The sequence below is a fragment of the Methylobacterium mesophilicum genome (genome assembly GCF_036441335.1).
Lineage (GTDB): Bacteria > Pseudomonadota > Alphaproteobacteria > Rhizobiales > Beijerinckiaceae > Methylobacterium > Methylobacterium mesophilicum_B.
In genome coordinates this window covers 54498-76292 of record NZ_MLBW01000008.1, presented here as the reverse complement: position 1 = coordinate 76292, position 21795 = coordinate 54498, and the positions used below count along the sequence as shown (strand labels likewise).

18 protein-coding genes are annotated in these 21795 nt (G+C 72.1%); 12 read left to right on the top strand and 6 right to left on the bottom strand.

Going from position 1 to position 21795, the window contains the following annotated elements:
- Positions 1–32: 32 nt before the first annotated feature.
- Positions 33–209 carry a DUF1328 domain-containing protein gene (locus MMR14E_RS06285; RefSeq protein ID WP_012317097.1) on the bottom strand — a complete coding sequence of 59 codons (177 nt, stop codon included), beginning with the start codon at positions 207–209 and terminating at the stop codon, positions 33–35.
- Between the two features lie 77 nt (positions 210–286).
- Complete coding sequence (locus tag MMR14E_RS06280) at positions 287–478, bottom strand: CsbD family protein (protein ID WP_012317098.1); 192 nt, start codon at positions 476–478, stop codon at positions 287–289.
- 146 nt (positions 479–624) lie between these two features.
- Between MMR14E_RS06280 and MMR14E_RS06275 the strand changes: the two genes are divergently transcribed.
- Positions 625–1113 carry a nucleoside deaminase gene (locus tag MMR14E_RS06275; RefSeq protein WP_331313324.1) on the top strand — a complete coding sequence of 163 codons (489 nt, stop codon included), beginning with the start codon at positions 625–627 and terminating at the stop codon, positions 1111–1113.
- 63 nt (positions 1114–1176) lie between these two features.
- On the top strand, positions 1177–1881 hold the full coding sequence (locus MMR14E_RS06270; RefSeq protein WP_331313323.1) for an SDR family NAD(P)-dependent oxidoreductase: 705 nt from the start codon (positions 1177–1179) through the stop codon (positions 1879–1881).
- A gap of 7 nt (positions 1882–1888) precedes the next feature.
- Here MMR14E_RS06270 and MMR14E_RS06265 read toward each other — a convergent pair whose 3' ends face one another.
- A complete protein-coding gene (locus MMR14E_RS06265; protein WP_331313322.1) occupies positions 1889–3703 on the bottom strand; it encodes an outer membrane beta-barrel protein in 1815 nt (604 codons plus the stop codon).
- A 283-nt stretch (positions 3704–3986) separates the two neighbouring features.
- Here MMR14E_RS06265 and MMR14E_RS06260 point away from each other — a divergent pair, with 283 nt between their 5' ends.
- Positions 3987–4487 carry a MucR family transcriptional regulator gene (locus MMR14E_RS06260; protein WP_331313321.1) on the top strand — a complete coding sequence of 167 codons (501 nt, stop codon included), beginning with the start codon at positions 3987–3989 and terminating at the stop codon, positions 4485–4487.
- A gap of 405 nt (positions 4488–4892) precedes the next feature.
- Entirely contained in the window at positions 4893–6068 is a 1176-nt protein-coding gene (locus tag MMR14E_RS06255; RefSeq protein WP_331313320.1) for an MFS transporter, read from the top strand.
- A 4-nt stretch (positions 6069–6072) separates the two neighbouring features.
- Here the strand turns inward: MMR14E_RS06255 and MMR14E_RS06250 are convergent, their stop codons facing one another.
- Positions 6073–10917, bottom strand: a complete 4845-nt coding sequence (locus MMR14E_RS06250; RefSeq protein WP_331313319.1) for an NAD-glutamate dehydrogenase — start codon at positions 10915–10917, stop codon at positions 6073–6075.
- A 159-nt stretch (positions 10918–11076) separates the two neighbouring features.
- Between MMR14E_RS06250 and MMR14E_RS06245 the strand changes: the two genes are divergently transcribed.
- The 4 genes from MMR14E_RS06245 (at position 11077) to MMR14E_RS06230 (ending at position 14771) form a co-directional block, all read left to right on the top strand.
- Entirely contained in the window at positions 11077–11493 is a 417-nt protein-coding gene (locus MMR14E_RS06245; protein WP_331313318.1) for a MarR family winged helix-turn-helix transcriptional regulator, read from the top strand.
- Positions 11494–11522: 29 nt separating this feature from the next.
- Complete coding sequence (locus MMR14E_RS06240) at positions 11523–12809, top strand: MFS transporter (protein ID WP_331313317.1); 1287 nt, start codon at positions 11523–11525, stop codon at positions 12807–12809.
- Between the two features lie 192 nt (positions 12810–13001).
- Positions 13002–14168, top strand: coding sequence for a multidrug effflux MFS transporter (locus MMR14E_RS06235; protein WP_331313398.1), 1167 nt, complete (start codon positions 13002–13004; stop codon positions 14166–14168).
- 75 nt (positions 14169–14243) lie between these two features.
- Positions 14244–14771, top strand: a complete 528-nt coding sequence (locus tag MMR14E_RS06230) for a DoxX family protein (RefSeq protein ID WP_331313316.1) — start codon at positions 14244–14246, stop codon at positions 14769–14771.
- Here the strand turns inward: MMR14E_RS06230 and MMR14E_RS06225 are convergent, their stop codons facing one another.
- Positions 14772–16217: an MFS transporter gene (locus MMR14E_RS06225; RefSeq protein ID WP_331313315.1), complete on the bottom strand. Its 1446-nt coding sequence runs from the start codon at positions 16215–16217 to the stop codon at positions 14772–14774. It abuts the gene before it with no gap.
- Between the two features lie 207 nt (positions 16218–16424).
- Here MMR14E_RS06225 and MMR14E_RS06220 point away from each other — a divergent pair, with 207 nt between their 5' ends.
- The 3 genes from MMR14E_RS06220 (at position 16425) to panE (ending at position 19979) form a co-directional block, all read left to right on the top strand.
- Entirely contained in the window at positions 16425–17315 is an 891-nt protein-coding gene (locus MMR14E_RS06220; protein WP_331313314.1) for a DUF3313 domain-containing protein, read from the top strand.
- A gap of 218 nt (positions 17316–17533) precedes the next feature.
- Entirely contained in the window at positions 17534–19027 is a 1494-nt protein-coding gene (gene guaB / locus MMR14E_RS06215; protein WP_331313313.1) for an IMP dehydrogenase, read from the top strand.
- 7 nt (positions 19028–19034) lie between these two features.
- Positions 19035–19979 carry a 2-dehydropantoate 2-reductase gene (gene panE, locus MMR14E_RS06210; RefSeq protein ID WP_331313312.1) on the top strand — a complete coding sequence of 315 codons (945 nt, stop codon included), beginning with the start codon at positions 19035–19037 and terminating at the stop codon, positions 19977–19979.
- 21 nt (positions 19980–20000) lie between these two features.
- Here panE and MMR14E_RS06205 read toward each other — a convergent pair whose 3' ends face one another.
- Positions 20001–20174 carry a hypothetical protein gene (locus MMR14E_RS06205; protein WP_165923052.1) on the bottom strand — a complete coding sequence of 58 codons (174 nt, stop codon included), beginning with the start codon at positions 20172–20174 and terminating at the stop codon, positions 20001–20003.
- A 202-nt stretch (positions 20175–20376) separates the two neighbouring features.
- On the opposite strand from MMR14E_RS06205, the gene MMR14E_RS06200 reads away from it, so the two are divergent.
- Positions 20377–21711 (top strand): RsmB/NOP family class I SAM-dependent RNA methyltransferase, encoded by a 1335-nt coding sequence (locus MMR14E_RS06200; RefSeq protein ID WP_419539306.1) that lies wholly within the window; start codon positions 20377–20379, stop codon positions 21709–21711.
- The last annotated feature ends 84 nt before the right edge of the window (positions 21712–21795 follow it).

The following is a 21795-nucleotide window of genomic DNA, read 5'->3' as shown; positions in this document are numbered from 1 at the left end:
AACTCAGGGGCGGGTCGAGCGCCCCGCCCGCGTCAGAGCCGGGGCGAGCGCCCGCGCATCACGCCGAACACGGCGGAGATCAAGAAGAGCGCGATCGCCACGAAGAAGACGATCTTGGCCGCCTCCATCGCCGTGCCGGCGATGCCGCCGAAACCGAGGAGCGCCGCCACGAGAGCGACGACGAGAAACGTGACAGCCCAACCGATCATGGCATCCTCGCGTTATTCAGGTCGGTTCAGTGGTGGAACCCGCGCGCGGCGGGTTCCGTTCCGGTCGCGCTCGACGATCAGAGCTTGTCCGTGGCGGACTTCACCGCGCTCTTGGCATCGCCGACGGTGCCCTGAGCCTTGCCCTTCAGCTCCTGGGCAGCGCCCTCGGCCTTGAGCTTGTCGTTACCGGTCACGTCGCCGATGCCCTGCTTGGCCTTGCCGAGGGCCTCGTTGGCGACGCCCTTGATCTTGTCGGTGGTGCTGCTCATGGCGTTGTCCTCTTGTTCGATCTGCGGCGGCGCCGCACTGGTTCCTGAAACGGTCACGGTCGGCGGAATGTTCCAGGCCTTAACATTGACTTGGATCAGGTGGGCCCGCCGGCCCGTGCCCGCCGCGTCAGTGGGATGAGAACAGCTTGGCTGACGATCCGATCCGTCCAGAGGCCTCGGAATCGTCCGGACCCCTGACTGCGCTCGATCACGCTTTCGCGGCCGCCCGCGCCGCCGCCGCGGCCGGGGAGGTGCCGGTCGGCGCCGCGGTGGTCCGGGACGGGGCCGTCCTGGCGGTCGCGCACAACCGGCCGCGCGGACTGCACGATCCGACGGCGCATGCGGAGATCCTGGCGATCCGGGCGGCCTGCGCGGCGCTCGGCACCGAGCGCCTCGTCGGCTGCGACCTCTACGTCACCCTGGAGCCGTGCCCGATGTGCGCCGGCGCGATCTCCTTCGCGCGCATCCGCCGGCTCTATTACGGCGCGGCCGATCCGAAGGGGGGCGGGGTCGAGCACGGGCCGCGCGTCTTCGATCACCCGACCTGTCACCACGCGCCGGAGGTCTATGGCGGGTTTCGCGAGCGCGAGGCGGCGGCCCTGCTCCGGGCGTTCTTCGCAGAGCGGCGCGACTGACCCTATGCTCGGCGGGCGGACAAGTTCTCATCGGCCCGCAGGGCGCCAGCAGAGGAGAGCGCGATGATCCCCACCTATTCCAGAGCCCTGATCGTCGGGGCCGGTTCCGGCCTCAGCGCGTCGCTCGCGCGCCTGCTCGCGGCCGATGGCATGATGATCGGCCTCGCCGCGCGGAACGTCGACAAGCTCGCCGCCTTGGCGGCCGAGACGGGCGCGGCGGTCCATGCCTGCGACGCCAGCCAGCCCGCTGAGGTCGAGGCCCTGTTCGCCCGCCTTGAGCCCGCGCTCGGCGGTCCGCCGGACGTCGTCGTCTACAACGCCAGCGGCCGCCTCCGCGGCCCGGTCGCCGACCTCGATCCGGACGCGGTCGCACAGGCCCTGATGGTGTCGGCCTATGGCGGGTTCCTGGTGGCGCAGGCCGCGGCGCGGCGCATGCTGCCGCACCGCCACGGCGCGATCCTGCTCACCGGCGCCTCGGCGAGCGTGAAGGGCTTCGCCGGATCGGCCCCGTTCGCGATGGGGAAGTTCGCCTTGCGGGGGCTCGGCCAGAGTCTCGCCCGGGAACTCCAGCCCAAGGGTATCCACGTCGCCCACGTCGTGATCGACGGCGCGATCCGCAATCCGGCTCGCGGCGGCGAGCCGCCGGACGCGCCCGACAGCCACCTCGATCCCGACGCCATCGCCCGGGCCTACCGCGACCTCCTGCGTCAGGACCGGAGCGCCTGGACCTCGGAGCTGGAGCTGCGTCCCTGGACGGAGCGGTTCTGACCCCGTTTCAGGGATTCACCCGAAGGCCGAGCAGGAAGGTGTTCTCTCGGAAGCTGGAACCGGCGACCGTGCTGTCGAACTTCTGATAGATGTAGGTGCCGCGCAGGGTCAGCCAGCGGGTGAAGTGGTAGTCGAGCCGCGCGGTTGCCGAGAAGCCGTTCTCGCGGATGCTGCTGCTCTGGTAGTCGTTCCGGAGATACGATCCGCCCAGGACGATCGAGAGGTTGCGCAGCAGGTCGTGCTGCACTTCCAGCGTCGCGACCTCGGTGAGCACGCCGCTGGAGCCCGGGATCGTCGTCTCGGTGACGCCGGTCGCGGCGGTGAATCGCACGGTCGTGAGCGGGCTCGCCGCCCAGACCAGGGCCGCGTTGAGCAGCGGCGCGTTGATGTCGCGCAGGCTCGGGTCGACGTAGGTCCGGTGCTGGATGCCGGCAGAGATCTCGCCGGTCAGCGAGCGCGCGAGGCCGATGCTCGTCCCGAGGGCGACCGCGATGCCGTCCGAATCGCGCCGGATGCCGGTCGCATCGAAACGCTGGTCGTAGACGCGCGTGTCGCCGAGCAGGTCGATGAACGGGCTGAAATCCGGGTTGATCTCGTAGGCCGTGCGAAGCTGCAGGCTGTACTGGTTCAGGTTACGGTCGGACTGGTTGATGGTCGTCCCGTCCGACAGGCGCGCATTGTCGAACTCGGAGCGGTCGACGGACCCGCGCAGGGTGACGGACAGGCGGTTGAACGTCTCCGTCGCGCCGAGCGAGCCGCCGTACACGGCCAGGAGCGGCCGCGTCGTGGCGGTGGGGGCCTGGATGTTCGCGCTCGATGTGCGCTGCGTGTCCACCAGGAACCGTCCTTCCGCGTCGATGCGTAGGTCCCGGTCGGCGTCGATGCGCAGGCGGACCACGCCGTCGGCCGCGGGCCGGCTCGCCGCCTCGTTCTGCGGCGTCTCGAGGTACGAGCCTCGTAGCGAACCCTGCAGCGAACTGGAGGACCAGTTGCTCCGGAAGTCGACCGTGGCGTCGGTGCGCAGCGCGACCGAGCCCTTGGCGATCTGGCGGGCGGTCTGGTCGGGATTCGAGTCGTAGCCGACGCTCTGCGCGAAGGTCGGGAGCACCGTGAAGGTCCCGATCTGATAGCCGATCGGCGCGAAAGCCGGGTCAGTGGGGATCGCGCGGGCCAGGTCCGTGCCCAGGATGAAGCCCGGGGTCAGGAGGCCGAGGGCCGGCGCGATGGACTGGAACGGGAGGATCGGCCGGATCGGCGTCACGACCTGCGGATTCGGGACGCCGACCACCGCCTGCTGAACGACCGGGGTCAGCCGCAGGGCCGGCGGCGGGATCTGGGTCACGTCCTGGGTCACTCTCCGCGTCGCGGAGCCGATCCGCCGCGGCGGTGCGGCGCGCGTGCGCAGGAGCGTCGACGGCGCGAGGTTGGCCGGCGCCGTCGAGGATCCGCCGGTGCGCCGGCCCCCCGTGGTGACGCGGGTGCTGAGCTGGGACAGGCCGGCCTGACCGGGGATCAGTGCCGGCGCGGGGGGCGAGAGCGGCGACCGCAGGCTGTCGCCGCCGGTCTGCTCGCCGCCGGCCGCGTCGCCGCCCAGCGCGCCGCGATTCTGGTCGCGGCTCAGGCCGTCCGGGAGGCTGCGCTTCAGCGCGGGCAGGCCGTTCGGGGCCGTGTCCTGGCCGATGCCGGGATTGTCGGGCTGGCCGGTGACGGGACTGGTCGCATCGAACCGCTGGGCCGCCGCGGGCGCTGCGAGCGCGATGCCGAGCGCCGCGGCGGCGAGCCGCGTCCTCTGCCGTTCCCACCGGTCAGCCGCCGTCCGCACCTGATCCCGGTCTCCGCCAAAGTCCCCGGCCCCTCAGCGCGGAGATCACAGGCCACACCGTCCCAGAGTGGGTCGCCGGCATGGTTAACGAACCCTAGCGGCGGCGTGGTTAATGCAGCGTCAACGGCGGAGCGGCGGCGGGATCGGATGCGACGGATTGAGATCACCTGTCGATCACGAATACGTTTGAGATGATGCGTATAATATGCTACACACCTTCAGACTTCGATCGCATCCGAGAGGGATAGATCGGCCCAAATAACTGTAACCCCCGAGGTTTGCCGTGAGTGAGAACGCAGGCAGCGAGCAGAATCCGGCGATCGGGCTGGCGGTTGATATCGTGGCGGCTTACGTGTCGAACAACTCCGTTCCGGTGTCCGAGCTTCCCGGGTTGATCGGCGGTATCCACGCGGCTCTGAACGGTCTGACAACTCAAGGTCGCGCCACGAACTCGACCGTCGAGAAGCTAACTCCGTCGCAGATCCGTAAGTCGGTCACGACTGATCATATTGTCAGCTTCGAGGACGGGAAGCCGTACAAGACGCTCCGGCGGCACCTGACGCTGCGCGGCCTGACGCCGGAAGCCTACCGCGAGAAGTGGGGCTTGCCGCGGGACTACCCGATGACGGCTGCGAGCTACTCGGCGCAGCGATCGGAGCTGGCCCGGGCCCTCGGGCTCGGTCAGCAGCGCCGGAAGACCCGCGGCGGAGCGGCCGCCGCGGCCGAGGCGCCGCCCGCGCCGGTCGCCAAATCGCGGGGCCGGAAGAAGGTGCCGGCGGAGTAAGCGCGGCGACCGGATAGAGCCGTCGGTGTCCGACTCCCGCGGCGTCGCCCGCAATGCGAGCGGCTCCGCGAGCGTGCCTCCGTGGCGGATCGCGGCGGTCTGCCGGCGTCCGGCCGGCCCCTGACTCCGCGGTGGCGGGCGCTCGAACGGCCAAGCCTAGACCCTTCCGGCTCGGGCAGGACATGGTCGGCGCGCCGCGATTCGACCGCGCGTGTCGGTGGCGGCCGGACTTGAGGTTGCTCGGCCAAGCGTCGCCGGCGGCGGAGGCGACGATCGCCGGCTGAGCCGCGTCTCCCCCCTGCGCGCCGCGCAACTGTGCGCCGCGCCTCCGACGCTATCCAACGGCGACCGCGCTGCGATGCTGCTCTGCACCATCGGATCCCGCCCGCGCCGAAGGACGTCCCCGTGCCGCCCCTGCCGATCCTCGCCCTCGCCGTCGCCTCTTTCGGAATCGGCACCACGGAATTCGTCATCATGGGCCTGCTGCCGGAGGTGGCGCAGAGCTTCGGCGTCACCATTCCGCAAGCCGGCTACTTGGTTTCCGGCTACGCCATGGGCGTGGTCGTCGGGGCGCCGATCGTGGCGATTGCCACCGCCGGCCTGCCGCGCAAGACGGCCCTCCTCGCGCTGATGGCCGTGTTCCTCGCGGGCAATCTCGGTTGCGCGCTGGCGCCGAGCTACGGCCTGCTGATGGCCGCGCGGATCCTGACGGCCTTCGCCCACGGCGCGTTCTTCGGGATCGGCGCCGTGGTGGCACGGGATCTCGTGCCGCGGGAGAAGCGGACGCAGGCGGTCTCGCTGATGTTCGCGGGCCTCACCCTCGCCAACGTGCTCGGCGTACCGCTCGGCACCGCCCTCGGGCAGGAGGCGGGCTGGCGCGCCACCTTCTGGGCGGTGGTCGCGATCGGGCTCGTGGCGGGCCTCGCGATCCAGGTCTGCGTGCCGGACGGCCTGCCCGGGACGCGCGGCCGGCTCGTCAGCGAGTTCCGCGCGCTCGGGCGCTGGCCGGTGCTGCGGCCGATGCTGATCTCGACCCTGTCCTCGGTGAGCTTCTTCACGGTGTTCACCTACATCACGCCGTTCCTGACCGGCGTGACCGGTTTCACGTCGCAGGGCGTGACCGGCGTGCTGTTCGCCGCCGGCACGGGGCTGACCGTCGGCAATCTCCTGGGCGGGCATCTGGCCGACCGGGGCCCGATGGCGACCATCATCGGCAGCTTCCTGGGCATCGTCGCGGCCCTGCTGGCGCTGGCCGCGGTCGCGCACCATCCGGCGCTGACCGTCGCGGTGGTGGTGCTCTGGTCGGGGCTGGTCTTCGCCCTGGTGTCGCCCCTGCAGATCTGGGTCGTGGAGGCGGCCAGCGACGCGCCGAACCTCGCCTCGACGCTGAACCAGGGCGCGTTCAACCTCGGCAACGCCACCGGCGCCTGGATCGGCGGCACGGCGCTGACGCTCGGAGCCGGCTACGGCCAGCTGCCGCTGATCGCCGCGGCGGTGTCGCTCGTCGGGCTCGGGCTTGTGCTCACGGCGGTCAGTCGCGGGCGCCAGGGCGTCGCCCGGGCCTCGGCGCCGGGGGCCTGATCGCTCAGTCGGCCCGGACGAGGTCGCCGAGCAGGCTCGCCGCGACCGTCGCCTTGGAGACCGTGAGGCCGGACGCGCTGATCGCGTCCACGGCCTCGCGGATCCGGGCGAGCGACGCGCCGCGCGCCCGGATCCAGGCCTCCACCGCCTCCGGCCCGGCGCCGAGATCCGCCACCACCTCGGCCGTCAGCTTCCGGTGCGCGGCGGCGATGCCGGCGCCCGCGCGCTCCAACGCGACGCGGTCGAACGTGTCGGCCACCGGGACAGTCCGCGCCGCGGCGGCGAGGTCGTCCAGGCGGAAGGCGTGTTCCAGGGCGAAATGCGTCGCCGCGACTTCCTCGACCGGCCGGCCGCTGGCCTCGGCGACCCGGACGATGTCGGGTCCCGAGATCAGCGCCCTGAGCGAGGCGAGGCGCCGCGCCTGGGCCGGGGCCATGCCGTGCCCGGTCAACTCCGTCTCGCGAGCGCCGATCGCGTCCAGCGCCTCGGCGCCGAGCACCTTGGGCAGGGCCGCCTCCACGGCGGCGATGCCGTCCCGGTAGCGGGCGACCACAGGGGCGAGGCCGCCGCTGAGGTCGAGGTTGCGGATGAACCACACGATCCGGTTCGTCAGCAGATCCTGCACCTCCGCGTAGAGGTCGAGCTGGCCCTGCCCGGGAATCCGACCGGCGAGGCCGTCGATGGCGAGGTTCAGTTCCATCAGGCCGAAGGCGTCGCGGGTCACCGCGTACGCCTTGGCGATGGTCGCGGCGTCCGCCCCGGTGCCGTCGACGAGGCGCGTCACCAGAGATGGGCCGCCCCGATTGACGATGATGTTGGCGAGCGCCGTGGCGATGATCTCGCGGCGCAGGCGGTGACCCTTGACGGCGTCCGGGAAGCGTTCCCGCAGGGCCTTCGGGAAGTAGCGCTGCAACTCCCGATCGAAATACGGGTCGTTCGGCACGGCGCTCTCCAGGATCGCGTCGTGCAGCGACAGCTTCGCGTAGGCGAGCAGCACGGCGTATTCCGGCCGGGTCAGCCCCTCGTTCCGCCGCATGCGCTCGGCGAGCGTGCCGTCGTCCGGGAGGAATTCCACCGTCCGGTCGAGCCGGCCCTCCGCCTCCAGGGCCTGCATCGTCCGCATGGCGAAGCCGGTCTCGCCCAGCCCGCCGCGCTGGGCGAGAGACAGGGCGAGCGTCTGCAACTCGTTGTTGCGCAGCACGAGGCGTCCGACCTCGTCGGTCATGTCGGCGAGCAGGGCGTTGCGCGCCTCGTAGCTGAGCCTGCCGTCCCGCTCCGGGGTCATGAGGGCGATCTTGATGTTCACCTCCACGTCCGACGTGTTCACGCCGGCCGAGTTGTCGATGGCGTCGGTGTTGAGCCGGACGCCCGCGCGGGCCGCCTCGATGCGGCCGCGCTGCGTCAGCCCGAGATTGGCGCCCTCGCCGACCACCTTGGCGCGCAGCTCCGGCCCGGTGATGCGCAGGGCGTCGTTGGCGCGGTCGCCGGCATCCTCGTCGGTCTCGGTGGTGGCCCGGACATAGGTGCCGATGCCGCCGAACCAGAGCAGGTCGGCAGGCGCCTTCAGGATCGCCTGCATCAGCTCGGTCGGTGTCGCCTCGGACCGGTCGAAGCCCAGCGCGGACCGGATCGCCGCCGAGAGCGGCACGGTCTTCAGGCTGCGCGAGAACACGCCGCCGCCCTCCGAGATCAGGCCCGTATCGTAATCCGCCCAGGAGGACCGCCCCAGATCGAACAGCCGCCGCCGCTCGGCGAAGCTCGCCGCGGCGTCCGGGTTCGGGTCGAGGAAGATGTCCCGGTGGTCGAAGGCTGCGATCAGGCGGATGCTCTCGGAGAGCAGCATGCCGTTGCCGAACACGTCGCCCGACATGTCGCCGACGCCGACCGTGGTGATCGGGTCGGTCTGCACGTCCACGTCGATCTCGCGGAAATGCCTGCGCACCGCCTCCCAGGCGCCGCGGGCGGTGATGCCCATGCCCTTGTGGTCGTAGCCCTGGCTGCCGCCGGACGCGAAGGCGTCGCCCAGCCAGTGACCCTTCTCGAGCGACAGGGCGTTGGCGATGTCCGAGAAGGTGGCCGTGCCCTTGTCGGCCGCGACCACCAGATAGGCGTCGTCGGGGTCGTGCCGGACCGTGTCGGGCGGCGGCACGACGGCGTTGTCGACGATGTTGTCGGTGAGTTCGAGGAGCGTGCGGATGAAGATCCGGTAGCTCTCGGTCCCCTCCTGCATCCAGGCGGCGCGGTCGGAGGCCGGCGGCAGCCGCTTCGGGAAGAAGCCGCCCTTGGCGCCCACCGGCACGATCACGGCGTTCTTGACCTGCTGGGCCTTCACGAGGCCCAGGATCTCGGTGCGGAAATCCTCTGGCCGGTCGGACCAGCGCAGGCCGCCGCGTGCCACGTAGCCGAAGCGGAGGTGCACGCCCTCGACGCGGGGCGAGTAGACGAACATCTCGAAGAACGGTCGCGGCAGCGGCATCGCCGTCACCTTCGCGCAGGCGAACTTGAAGCTGATCGTCTCCCGCGGCTGCCCGTCGGCGCCGGTCTGGTAGAAGTTCGTCCGCACCGCCGCCTCGACGAGGTTGACGAACCGGCGCAGGATCCGGTCGTCGTCGAGGCTCGTGACCTCGGCGAGGGCGGTCTCGATGCCGGCGCGCACCTCTGCCTCCCGGGCGGTCCGATCGCCGGCGAGGGCCGGATCGAACCGGGCGCGGAACAGCGCCACGATCGCGCGCGCGATCCCGGCGTGGCGGCTCAGCGTGCCCGCGAGGTAATCCTGCCCGTAGCGGATGCGCAGCTGGCGCAGGTAGCGGCCCAGGGCCCGGAGCAGGGCCGCCTCCCGCCAGGGCAGGGCGGCCTCGAGGACGAGCCGGTTGTAGCCGTCGGACTCGGCGATGCCGTCCGCGATGGCGAGCATCGCGGCCTCGAGCGGGCGCTCCAGCGCCGCGAGGTCGATCGGGGCGCCGGTGGCGCGCTCGATCAGCATGTCATGCAGCCAGACCCGCGCGGCCTCGTCCGCCCCGGCCGGCGCGATCTGGTACGTGCGCTCGTTGATGACCCGGAAGCCGAGATTCTCGAGCGCCGGGACCCGGTCGGACAGCGCGATCGCGGTGCCGCGCGAGAACGCCTTCAGGCGGACCTGCGCGGCGGGGTCGCTGGCTCGCCTGTCGAGATGCACGGCGCGCGGCTGCGTCTCGCCGAGGCTGTCGAGGATCGTCACGTCCGCGACGGCGGCCTCCGGCTGGAAATTGTCCCGGTAGGCGGCCGAGAACGCGTCGCCGTAGCGGGCGGCCAGCTGCCGCGCGCGATCGCCGCCCTGCGACTCGGCCAGCGCCGCCCGCAGCGCGTCGCCCCAGGTGCGGACCAGGGCGACGATCCCGGCCTCGAGGGAGGCCGGGTCGTGCTCGGGGCTCCCCTGATCGGGCAGGCCGATGATGTAGTGGATGCGGGCCAGCGAGCCTTCCGGATAGTCGGGGTAGGCCGCGCTGAGTCGCCCGCCGTAGGACTCGGCCAGATAGCTGCCGATCCGGCCGCGAACCGCGGAATCGTAGCGGTCCTTCGGGACGTAGACGAGCAGCGACACGAAGCGGCCGAACCGGTCGGGGCGGGACAGCACGCGGACCCGCGGCCGGTCGGCCAGCGCGGCGATCGCCAGGGTGAACCGGTAGAGGCGCTCGCCGTCGATCTGGAAGAGCTCGTCGCGCGGGTAGCTCTCCAGCACGGCGAGGAGGCTCCGGCCGGCGTGGCTGGTCGGGTCCAGGCCGGCGCGCTGGACGACGGCCTGGACCTTCCGGCGCAGGACCGGAACCTCGCGGGCCGGGCTCGTATAGGCGGAGGCGGTGAACAGGCCGACGATCCGCACCTCGCCCGACAGCTTGCCGAGGCCGGAGAACAGCTTGACGCCGACGTAGTCCAGGTAGGCCGACCGGTGGACCCGCGACTTCACGCTGGCCTTGGTGATGATCAGCGGCTGCGGCTCTTCCAGGAAGGCGAGGATCTCCGGCGTGTAGTCCACCGGTGTCCGGCCCCGGCGCAGGGGCGTGGCGCCCGGGTCGCGGAGGACGCCGAGGCTCGACCCCTCGACCAGCGGGTGGGCCTCGCCGGCGATGCCGTGCTCCTGCATGCCCAGGACCAGGAACTGGCCGTCCGTCAGCCATTCGAGGAAGGCGCGCGCCTCCTCGGTCTCCGATTCCGGCATCGGGGTCGGCCCCCGGCCCAGATTGGTGGCGAGGTCGGTGAGGCGCGCCAGCATCGCGTCGTGGTCGTCGCTCGCGAGGGCGACGTCGCGGTAGACCGTCGCGAGGGCATTCAGGAGCCGCTCGCCGGTCTCGGCCGCCAGGCGGTCGAGATGGATGTGGATGAAGCTCTCGCGCGCGAGGCTCCCCTGCGCGTCCGCGGTCGTCTCCCCGACCACCCGGATGAGCCCGCCCGCGCCGTCCCGCTCCACCCCGAGGATCGGGTGCGCGACGAGGAGCGGCGCGAGACCCTGCTCGGTCAGCTCGGCCAGGGTCGAGTCGAGCAGGAATGCCCGGTTGTCGTTGATGACTTCCAGGACGGTCGTCTCCCGCGGGCGGCCGTCCCGGATCAGGTCACCGTCGCTGAGGCGCGTCCGCGCCGGGTCGCCCGGCCTGCGCGGCTCGGACAGGAAGGCGCGGGCGCGGGCGGCGAGGTCCGCCAGGACCGAGGCGTCGTAGGGCGCGAGATCCTCCGGTGTCACGCGGCCGAACAGGTCACGGACGAAGCCGCCCGGTCCGCCCTGCTCGGTGACGATGTCGGCGGCCGCCTCTATCAGCCCGGTGCGGGCCGTCTTCTGCTCCGAGGAGGACAACGCCGTCGCGGTCTCGAGTGTCATCGCGCTTCTCCCGAACCGGGTCACTCGCCCAAGCGATAGCAGCGTGACCGGCCGTGTCGATGACAGCGCCCGCCCGTTTCCGGGCCAACGGGTGTCGATCGCCGCGAACCGTCAGCTCCGGCTTGCCGGGCGCGCGATACGTGCATATACACCTATGGCATGAGCACCCCGTCGCCCGAGCCGTGCACCTGCTCCGCGCTGCGTCGCGCCACGCGGGCGCTGACGGCGAGCTACGACGCCGCCCTGAAGCCGACCGGGCTCCGCGTGACGCAGTTCGCGATCCTGCGCCATCTGGACCGTCTCGGGCCGGTCCCGGTCTCGCGCCTGGCCGCCGAGGCGGCGCTGGAGCGGACCACGATGGGCCGCAACCTCGACCCGCTCAAGCGCCGCGGCCTCGTTGCGGTCACGCCCGGCACGGCGGATCCGCGCGAGCGCCGCGTCTCCCTGACCGCGTCGGGCCGCGAGGCCCTCGCGGCCGCGACGCCCTACTGGCGCGAGGCGCAGAGCCGCATCAACGCCCGGGTCGATCCCGCGACCGTCTCCGCGGTCGCGGAGGCCCTGATCTCCGCCGCCTGACCGATTCGCCCCGCTTCCGGAGCCCGTCCATGACCGCCCTGACCGAGACGCGCCCCGGGTCGCGCCTGCACTACGCCTGGATCGTCGTCGCGGTGACCTTCCTGGTCCTGCTCGTCGGGGCCGGGGTCCGCGCCACGCCGAGCGTGCTGATCGTCCCCTGGGAGCGGGAATTCGGCTGGACCGCGGCCACGATCGGCGTCGGCATCGCGCTCAACATCTTCCTGTACGGGATGATCGGCCCGTTCGCGGTGGCGATCATCGAGCGGTTCGGCCTGCGGCGCTCGGTCTGCGGCGCGCTGCTGATCCTGGCGATCGGCACCGCCGCCACGAGCCTGATGACCGCGCCCTGGCAGATGGTCCTGCTCTGGGGTCTCGTCGTCGGATCGGGATCCGGCATGGTGGCCAACGTGCTGGGCGCCACCGTGGCCGGGCGCTGGTTCGCCAAGCGCCGGGGCCTCGTGCTCGGCCTGCTGACCGCGAGCAGCGCCACGGGACAGCTGGTCTTCCTGCCGATGCTGGCCTCGATCGCGGTGGGGCAGGGCTGGCGCTCCGTCTCGCTGGTGGTCGCCGCCGCGACCCTGGCGCTGATCCCGCTGGCCGCCCTGTTCCTGCGCGACCGGCCGGCCGATCTCGGGCTGCCCCGCTACGGCGAGGACGCGGTGACGCCGGCGCCGGTGCTGACCGAGAACCCGGCCGTGCGGGCGCTCCGGGGCCTGCGCATCGGCCTGCGCTCCCGGGACTTCTGGCTGCTCGCCGGCACGTTCTTCATCTGCGGCGCCTCGACCAACGGGCTGATCGGCACCCACCTGATCCCGGCCTGCATCGATCACGGCATCGCCGAGGTCACGGCCGCTGGCCTGCTGGCGCTGATGGGGATCTGCGACCTGATCGGCACCACGGCGTCCGGCTGGCTGACGGACCGGTTCGACTCGCGCAAGCTGCTGGCATGGTACTACGGCCTGCGCGGCCTGTCGCTGATCTTCCTGCCCTATTCCTTCGACTACAGCTTCTACGGCCTGTCGCTCTTCGCGGTCTTCTACGGGCTCGACTGGATCGCCACCGTGCCGCCCACCGTCCAGCTCGCGGGCAAATCCTTCGGGGAGGAGAACGCCGCGCTGATGTTCGGGTGGATCGCGGCCGCCCACCAGATCGGCGCGGCGTCCGCGGCGTGGCTCGCCGGCATGGTCCGGACCGAGAGCGGCACCTATCTCGGCGCCTTCGTATCGGCCGGGCTGCTCTGCCTCGTCGCCGCCCTGATGGCCGCCTTCGTCGGGCGCAAGCCGAGCGAGCCGGTCCTGCGCCCGCTACCGGCCTGAATTGCGCGGCGCGGGCGGGGTTGTCACAACTGCGCCGCGAAGGACGAGCCCTGATCGGCGCGTATCGGAGCATCCCGAGAGACCGCCGTGACCATCGCGATTCGGCCCGTGCCGCCGGTCCAGGACGTCCGCGCCCCGCGGCCCTGGTCGGGGCCGGGCTTCACCGAGTTCGTCGCCATCATCGCGCTGATGATGGCGGTGACGGCGATCTCCATCGACAACCTGCTACCGGCCTTCCCCGCCATCGAGGCGCGGTTCGCCGTGGCCGATCCCAACCGGCTGCAGCTCCTCGTCTACGTCTACATGATCGGCTTCGGCTTCGCGCAGATCGTCTACGGGCCGGTCTCCGACGCGATCGGACGCCGCCCGGTGCTGCTGGTGAGCCTCGCCGTCTACGTGGTCGGCTGCGGGCTGGCCATGGTGGCCCCGAGCTTCGGCTGGCTGCTCGCCGCGCGGATCATCCAGGGCATCGGCGCCGCCGGGGGGCGGGTGCTGTCCGTGGCGATCGTGCGCGACCGGTTCGCCGGGCGCGAGATGGCGAGCGTGATGTCGCTCACCATGATGGTGTTCCTGATCGTCCCCATGATCGCGCCGGCGATCGGCGGCATGATGCTGGCGCTCGGCTCCTGGGTCTACGTCTTCGTCTCGATGCTGGTCCTCGCCTTCTGGCTGACGCTCTGGTTCTCCCTGCGGATGCCCGAGACGCTGCACCCGGAATACCGCCGGCCGCTCTCGCCGGCCGCGACCTGGGAGGCGATCCGCCTGACGCTGAGGACCCGCGTCGCCGTCGGCTACGCCACCGCGCTCGGGCTGATGACCGGCTGCATCATGGGCTACGTCGGCTCGGCCCAGCAGGTCTTCGACACGGGCCTGTACCACCTCGGCCCGCTCTTCCCGCTGGCCTTCGGGCTCGTGGCCGGCGCCATGGGCGCGGCGACGCTGATCAACGCCCGGGTGGTCCGGCGGCTCGGGATGCGGGCGATGTCGCACAGCGGCGTCATCGCCTTCACGCTCGTCGGCCTCGCGCAGGTCGGCGTCGGGCTGGCCTATCACGGCCACCCGCCGCTGGCGCTGTTCCTGTCGATCCTCGCGGTGAACCAGTTCCTGATCAGCTTCGCGATGCCGAACTTCAACGCCCTCGCGCTGGAGCCCCTCGGGGCCATCGCCGGCACGGCCTCGTCATTCCTGGGCTTCTACACCACGATCCTGGGCGCGTTCTGCGGCTTCCTGATCGGTCAGTCCTTCGATGGCACGGTGCTCCCGGTGGCGATCGGCTACGCGGGCCTCGGCGCCCTGGCGCTCCTCGTCGTCGCCTGGACCGAGCGCGGCCGGCTGTTCCGCGGCGGCGTCGGCGGTTGAGGCGGCGTCCTTAACGGGGTCTTCAGCGGAAAGTTGCAATACTGAAGTCCTGATCCCCGCCGACCGGACACGCCCATGCTCGCCCGCGCCCAGGACGGAACCCTCCTCGTCGCGCGCCTGCTGCTGGCCGCTGCGCTTCTGCCGACCGGGATCGCCCGAGCGCTCAACGTGTCGGGCTTCGCGCTGACGCTCGCGGGGGCCGGGATGCCGTTTCCCAACGGCGTCGCCACCGCCGCCGTCGTGGTGCAGGTATTCGGACCGCTCGCCCTGATCCTCGGCGTCCTGCCCGGCCTCACCGGGCTGGCGCTCGCGCTCTTCGCCGGCGTGACGGCCTTCGTGCTCCATCCGTTCTGGTACTATGTGGGGCCCGCCGCGGTGGCCGAGCGCACGCTGATGCTGGCCGATCTCGGCCTCGCCGGCGGATTCCTCATGTACGCCCTGAGCGGTCCGGGCGCGCTCAGCTGGCAGGGCTGGCGCGCCGGCCCGCGCGCCACGGTGCCGAGCGCGAAGCCCGCCGCAGCGAAGGCCTCCGGAAAGGGCAGCGCGTCGCGGAGCGCCGGCAAGCGCGCCGCCGGCCGTGCGCCCGCCCGGGCCGCGGCCTGATCATCCGTGCCGCGGCCGCATCTCGGCGGTCGAGGACGCCGCGCCGGTTATCCTTCGCCCGGAGATCTCCGCGCCGGCATCCGGCGACAGGTTGCGGAAGGCCAGCGCCGAAACCGCCGAGATGACGGCGACGGCGAAGAAGGCCGGCCCGAAATCGCCCGCCTGGATCTCCGTCCGGCCGTGGAACCCGGCGGTCCCCTCGAGCGCCAGCGCGCCCAGCGTGACGCCGAGGCTGAGCGAGAGCTGCTGGCAGACGCTGGCGAAGCTCGTGGCCGCGCTCATCTCCTTCGATTCCAGGTCGGCGTACGCGATGGCGTTGACGCATGTGAACTGGATCGAGCGCGAGCAGCCGCCGACGAACAGCAGGATCACCATGATCCAGTGCGGCGTCTGCGCCGTGTAGAACCCGTTCACCGCCAGGAAGGCGGAGGCGATGACGGCGTTCCAGACCATCAGGGCGCGGAAGCCCGTGCGGCGCAGGATGCGCGGACCCAGGGTCTTCACGAACATCGCGCCGGCCGCCGCCGCGAAGGTGATGAGGCCGGATTGCAGCGCGTCGAGCCCGAATCCGACCTGCAGCATCAACGGCAGCAGGAAGGGGATCGCCCCGGTGCCGATCCGGAACAGGCTGCCGCCGAGCACGGCGACCCGGAAGGTCGGCCGCTGCATCAGGTCGAGCCGGACGATCGGGTAGGCCACCCGGCGGGCATGCGCCCCGTAGAGCGGCAGGAGAACCGCGCCCGCGGCGAGGCAGCCCCACGAGACGGCCGCCGGCAGCAGGTGCCGGCCGAGGGAGGCGAGGCCGAGCATCAGGGCGGCGAGGCCGGTCCCGAGAAGCACGAAGCCGAGCAGGTCGAGGGGCGGGCGCTCCGGCTCGCGCACATCCTCGAAGTACAGGCTCGCCAGCACGATGCCGGCGCAGCCGATCGGCAGGTTGATGAAGAAGATCCAGCGCCAGTCGAACCACGTGGTGATCAGGCCTCCGACCGGCGGTCCCAGCACCGGGCCGACGAGCGCCGGGAAGGTCAGGTAGGCGAGCGCCGTGACGAGCTGCGATTTCGGCACGCTGCGCAGGACCACGAGCCGACCGACCGGCACCATCATGGCGCCGCCCATGCCCTGGAGGAACCGCGCGGCGACGAACCACGCGAGGCCGTTCGCGGCCGCGCAGGCGAGCGAGCCCGCCATGAACACCACGAGGGCCGCGCGGAACACCGTCCGCGACCCGTACCGGTCCGCCATCCAGCCGCTCACCGGGATGAAGATCGCGAGGCTCACCAGATAGGAGGTGAGCGCGAGCTTGAGGGCGATCGGGTCCTCGTGGAGGCTCGCCGCGATGCTGGGCAGCGCCGTGGCGATCACCGTGGAATCGGTGTTCTCCATGAACAGCGCGGTGGCGACCGTCAGGGGGACGATCCAGAGCGGTCTTTGAGCGGTCGCGGGCATCACACAGCAGACGCATGTCGCGCCGCCGCGGTTGCACGGCAGCGCGGCCACCTCGCACCCTCGTGTTTCGCGAATGTATCCATCGTGCAACAGAGGTTGAGCCGCGGCGCGGAGCCACCTTTTTTGCGGGTGCTCCAATGGCTAAGTTTCAATCACGCGTCCGTGAGGCCGCTCCAGCCGGCCCGGGGCCGGCGCGCGAGGATTTCGATGCAGCCCAGCCCCAGCAAGGTCCGCTCCGTGGCGCGGATCACCGCCGGCGTCGCCCTTCTCTCGATGGTCGCCGCCTGCGGCACCGTCCTGCTGAACGATCGCGGCTCGCTGACGCGCTACGACCGGCTGAAGTCCAGCGATCAGGTCGCGTCGGCCTCGCGGATCTACGTCGACCGGCCGGCCCTGGCGAAGGCCCGGACCGTGCGCATCATCCCGACGGCGTTCCACGCCGACGTGTCCGGCGCCGCCCCGCTGACCGCGGCCGAGCGGCGCCTCATCGCAAACGCGGCCGACCGGGCGCTGTGCTACGACCTGTCGCTGAAGTACGACGTCGTCACGAGCCGCGACGCCGACCTCACCGTCCGGGCGCAGGTCACCCGCGTCGACCCGACGGACCTGCTCGGTGCCGGCGCGACCATCGCGGGCTCGGCGGGCGTGACGGTCGCGTCGCAGCTCGGTCTGAGCTTCGCGGAGGGTGTCGGGCGCGTGCCGATCCCGCGCGTGCCGATCGGGCTCGGAAGCCTGACGGTCGAGGCCGAGGCTCTGGACCGGCGCCGCGAGCAGCGGGCCGCCATGGTCTGGGGCGGGGCGGCCAACTCGTTCACCAGCCAGCCGCGCTTCTCCCGCGCCAGCGATGCCTACGACCTCGCCGGCGAGTTCGGCCAGGATTTCGGCTACATGCTGGCGACCGGCGACGACCCGTTCACGGCTCCGAACACGATCCCGACCTGGGACCGGATCCGCATCACCACCCTCGGCGAGGCCCCCCTCGACCCCGATTGCGAGGCCTTCGGCCGCGCTCCGGGCATCGACGGCATGCTCGGCGACTACATCGGCCTGCCGCCCGAATACACCGACAAGGGTCCGGCCACGCCGGCGATGCGCTGAGGCGCTCCCGCCGTCTCCGCGGCTGACCGCGGACGTCCGTTCACGCCACTGCCGCGCCCCTCGAGCGGGCGTGGATAAGCCTCGAGCCATGCGCGTTTTCGCGCTGCGACGCATCAACCGCGCATTGGCGCCTTCGCGGAGCCCGTGATACTGGCACTTGCCAACCCGATCCCGAAGCGCGACCTCCGCACGCGCCGCCGTCCGAGGAAAGTTGGCACATGGCCCGAGTAGAATCCGCATCGATCATCGAGGGGCTGACCTTCGACGACGTGCTCCTGCGGCCCGCCGCCTCCTCGGTGATGCCGACCGAGGTCAGCGTCGCCTCGCGGCTGACGCGCACGATCCCGCTCAACCTGCCGATCCTCGCCTCGGCGATGGACACGGTCACCGAGGCGCCGATGGCCATCGCCATGGCGGCCAATGGCGGCATGGGCGTGATCCACCGCAACCTCGAGCCGCCGGAGCAGGCCGAGCAGGTCCGACTCGTCAAGAAGTACGAGTCCGGCATGGTGATGAACCCCATCACGATCCATCCCGACGAGACCCTCGCCGACGCCTTCGAGGTGATGAAGCTCAACCGGATCTCGGGCATCCCGGTGGTCGAGCGCGGCCCCAACGGCTCGCGCGGCAAGCTCGTCGGCATCCTGACCAACCGCGACGTCCGCTTCGCGACGAACTCCAACCAGCCCGTCGCCGAGCTGATGACCCGCGACCGCCTGATCACGGTCCGCGAGGGCGTGACCCAGGACGAGGCCAAGCGGCTGCTCCACCAGTTCCGGATCGAGAAGCTGCTGGTCGTCGACGACCATTACCGCTGCATCGGCCTGATCACCGTCAAGGACATCGAGAAGCGCGTCGCCTACCCGAACGCCGTCAAGGACGAGCAGGGCCGCCTGCGCGTGGCCGCCGCCACGACGACCGGCGACAGCGGCTTCGAGCGGGCCGAGCGCCTGATCGACGCCGGCTGCGACGTGATCGTGGTCGACACCGCCCACGGCCACTCGATCAAGGTGCTCGACGCCGTCGCCCGGGTGAAGCAGCTCTCGAACGCCGTGCAGGTCATCGCCGGCAACGTCGCGACGCGGGACGGCGCCAAGGCGCTGATCGATGCCGGCGCCGACGCCATCAAGGTCGGCATCGGCCCGGGCTCGATCTGCACCACCCGCATCGTGGCGGGCGTGGGCGTGCCGCAGCTCACCGCGCTGATGGAGGCCGTCGAGGCGGCCGGCGAGGCCGACATCCCGGTCATCGCCGACGGCGGCATCAAGTATTCCGGCGACCTCGCCAAGGCGATCGCGGCCGGCGCCTCCGTGGCGATGCTGGGCTCGCTGCTCGCCGGCACCGACGAGGCTCCGGGCGAGGTGTTCCTCTACCAGGGCCGTTCCTACAAGTCGTACCGCGGCATGGGCTCGGTGGGCGCCATGGCCCGCGGCTCGGCCGACCGCTACTTCCAGGCCGAGGTGAGCGACACCCACAAGCTCGTGCCGGAGGGCATCGAGGGGCAGGTCCCCTACAAGGGCCCGGTCGGCAACGTCCTGCACCAGCTCGCCGGCGGCCTGCGCGCCGCCATGGGCTACGTCGGCGGCGCCACGATCCCCGAGTTCCAGGAGCGGGCGCAGTTCATCCGCATCACCAATGCCGGCCTGCGCGAGAGCCACGTCCACGACGTGACGATCACCCGCGAGAGCCCGAACTACCCGTCGCGGACCTGAGGGACCCATGCGCACGCTGATCGTCGGGGCCGGCGCGACCGGCGGCTATTACGGGGCGCGCCTCGCCGAGGCGGGCGCCGACGTGACCTTCCTGGTCCGGCCGGCCCGGGCCGCGAAGCTGGCGGCGGATGGCCTGAACGTCCGCTCGCCGCTCGGCGACCTGCACCTGCCCGGCCCGCCCACCGTCACGGCCGATAGGCTGGCCGGGGCCGGGCGGTTCGACCTCATCCTGCTGTCGTGCAAGGCCTACGACCTCGACAGCGCCGTCGCGGACCTCGCGCCGGCCGTGGGGCCCGACAGCGCGATCCTGCCCGTACTCAACGGCATGTCGCATCTCGACGTGCTCGACGCCCGGTTCGGCGCCGAGCGCGTGCTCGGCGGCTCCTGCGCGATCGCCGCGACGCTCGCGCCGGACGGCGCGATCCGCCACATGAGCGAGCTGTGCAGCATCACCTACGGCGAGCGGGACGGGTCGCGCTCGCCGCGGATCGAGGCCGTCGACGCGCTGATGCGCGGCCTCAAGTTCCAGCCGCGCCTGAGCGACGTGATCCTGCAGGAGATGTGGGAGAAGTGGGTGTTCCTGGCGACTCTCGCCGGGGTGACGACCCTGATGCGCGCGGCGGTCGGCGACATCGTGGCGGCGCCCGAGGGCACCGCGCTGATCGCGGCGCTGCACGCGGAGTGCACGGCCGTCGCCGCGGCGAGCGGCTTCGAACCGCGCGGCGTGGTGGCCGAGCGGGCGCGGGCGCAGCTGACGGCGGCCGGGTCCACGTTCACGGCCTCGATGCTGCGCGATATCGAGAACAAGGGCCGGATCGAGGCGGACCACGTGATCGGCGACCTGATCGCCCGCGGCCGGCGGCTGGCGCCGGAGGTGCCGTTCCCGCTCCTGACCGCGGTCTATACCGGCCTCAAGGCCTACGAGGCGCGGCGGGCGCGGGAGGCGGCCTGAGCCGCGCCCCGCGCGGTCGTCTCAGTAGCGGCCGGGCGGCGGCGGGGGCGGGTTACCGTATTCCAGCTGCGTCTTGGCATCGACCCGCGGGCGCGGCACCGGAGTCAACTCCGGCTGGGCGGCGGGCGCGCTCGCGCAGGCGGCCAGTGAGGCGGTGACCAGGGCCGCGAGGGCGACGCGAACGGTGGACGTCATGGGCTGGGTTACTCCCGGGATGCGCCCGGCGACGGACGGTCTGGTCCGGGGCGGGCGGATGCCATACGACACGCGGCGGCCCGCACGGCGGACCGCCCGCAGCACGGTCTGCGCCGCGAAGGTGCAGGAAGCTCGGCCGTAACGTGGCGGCATCGTGGGCCAAGCGTGGCCGTTTCACGTCGTCGTCCACGACGGCGTTGACGTGATCTCTGACGCATTCCGAAGGATCCGACCCCTGACCCCCGCTGCTCGCTGCTCCGCCGCCATCGAAGTCCTGACCGATATCGCCGAGCGCCGTCGGCCGGCCGCCGACGCCCTGAAGGACTGGGGTCTCGCCCACCGCTTCGCCGGTTCGGGCGACCGCGCGGGCATCGCCAGCCTCGTCTACGACGCCCTGCGGCGTCGGGCCTCGGCGGCCTGGATCATGGGCGCCGACACGCCGCGCGCCGTCCTGATCGGGACGCTGCGCCTCCAGCAGGGCCTCGCGGCCGCCTCGATCGCGGCCCTGTTCACCGGCGAGCGCTTCGCGCCGGCTCCCCTAAGTGACGACGAGCGCGCGCGCCTCGACAAGGGGACGCTGCAGGACGCGCCGCCCGAGGTGGCGGGCGACGCGCCGGCCTTCGTGCTCCCGGACCTCGCGGCCACTCTCGGCGACGACCTCGTTCCGGAGCTGAAGGCGCTGGCGCGGCGCGCGCCCCTCGATATCCGGGTGAACGCCCTGCGCGGCGACCGCGACGCGATCCTGCCGGCGCTCGCGGCCTTCGACGCTGCGCCGACACCGCACGCGCCGGCCGGCCTGCGCGTCCCGATCGGTGCCGACGGACGCGGTCCGGCGCTCCACGTCGAGGCCGAGTTCCTGGACGGCTGGTACGAGATCCAGGACGAGGGCTCGCAGCTGGCCGCGCTCCTTGCCGCGCCCCGGGCCGGCGAGACCATCGTCGACCTCTGCGCCGGCGGCGGCGGCAAGACGCTGGCACTCGCGGCCGAGACCGGCAACGGCGCCCGCCTGATCGCCACCGACGGCGATCCGCGCCGCCTCGCGCCGATCCACGAGCGCCTGCGCCGGTCCGGCGCCCAGGCCGAGGTGCGGACCCCGCGCAGCGGCAAGGCGCGGGCCGACGTGCTCGAGGACCTCGACGGTAAGGTCGACCAGGTCGTGGTCGACGCGCCCTGCACCGGGTCCGGCACGTGGCGCCGGAATCCCGACGCCAAGTGGCGGCTGCGGCCCGGGAGCCTCGCGCTTCGGACCGCCGAGCAGGCCCAGGTCCTCGATCGGGCGGCGCGGCTCGTCAAGCCCGGCGGCCGGATCGTCTACATCACCTGCTCACTGCTCGCGGCGGAGAACGACGCCGCCGTCTCCGGCCTCCTGTCGGGCTGGCGCGGCCGCTTCGACGGGGTCGCCGCGGACGAGGTGCTGGCAACAGGGCCGGACTCGCTCCGGGCAGCCGTGCGGAAGACGACCCACGGGATCCAGATGAGCCCGCTGCGGACCGGCACCGACGGCTTCTACGTCGCGGTGATCGCGCGTAAGGGCTGAGGCGCGCCGCCGCGACGGAACCGGCGTCGCCTCCTCGGGCGTTGCTCCCGCGCTCTCGCGGGAGCCGGGCTCGCCTCGGGGCAG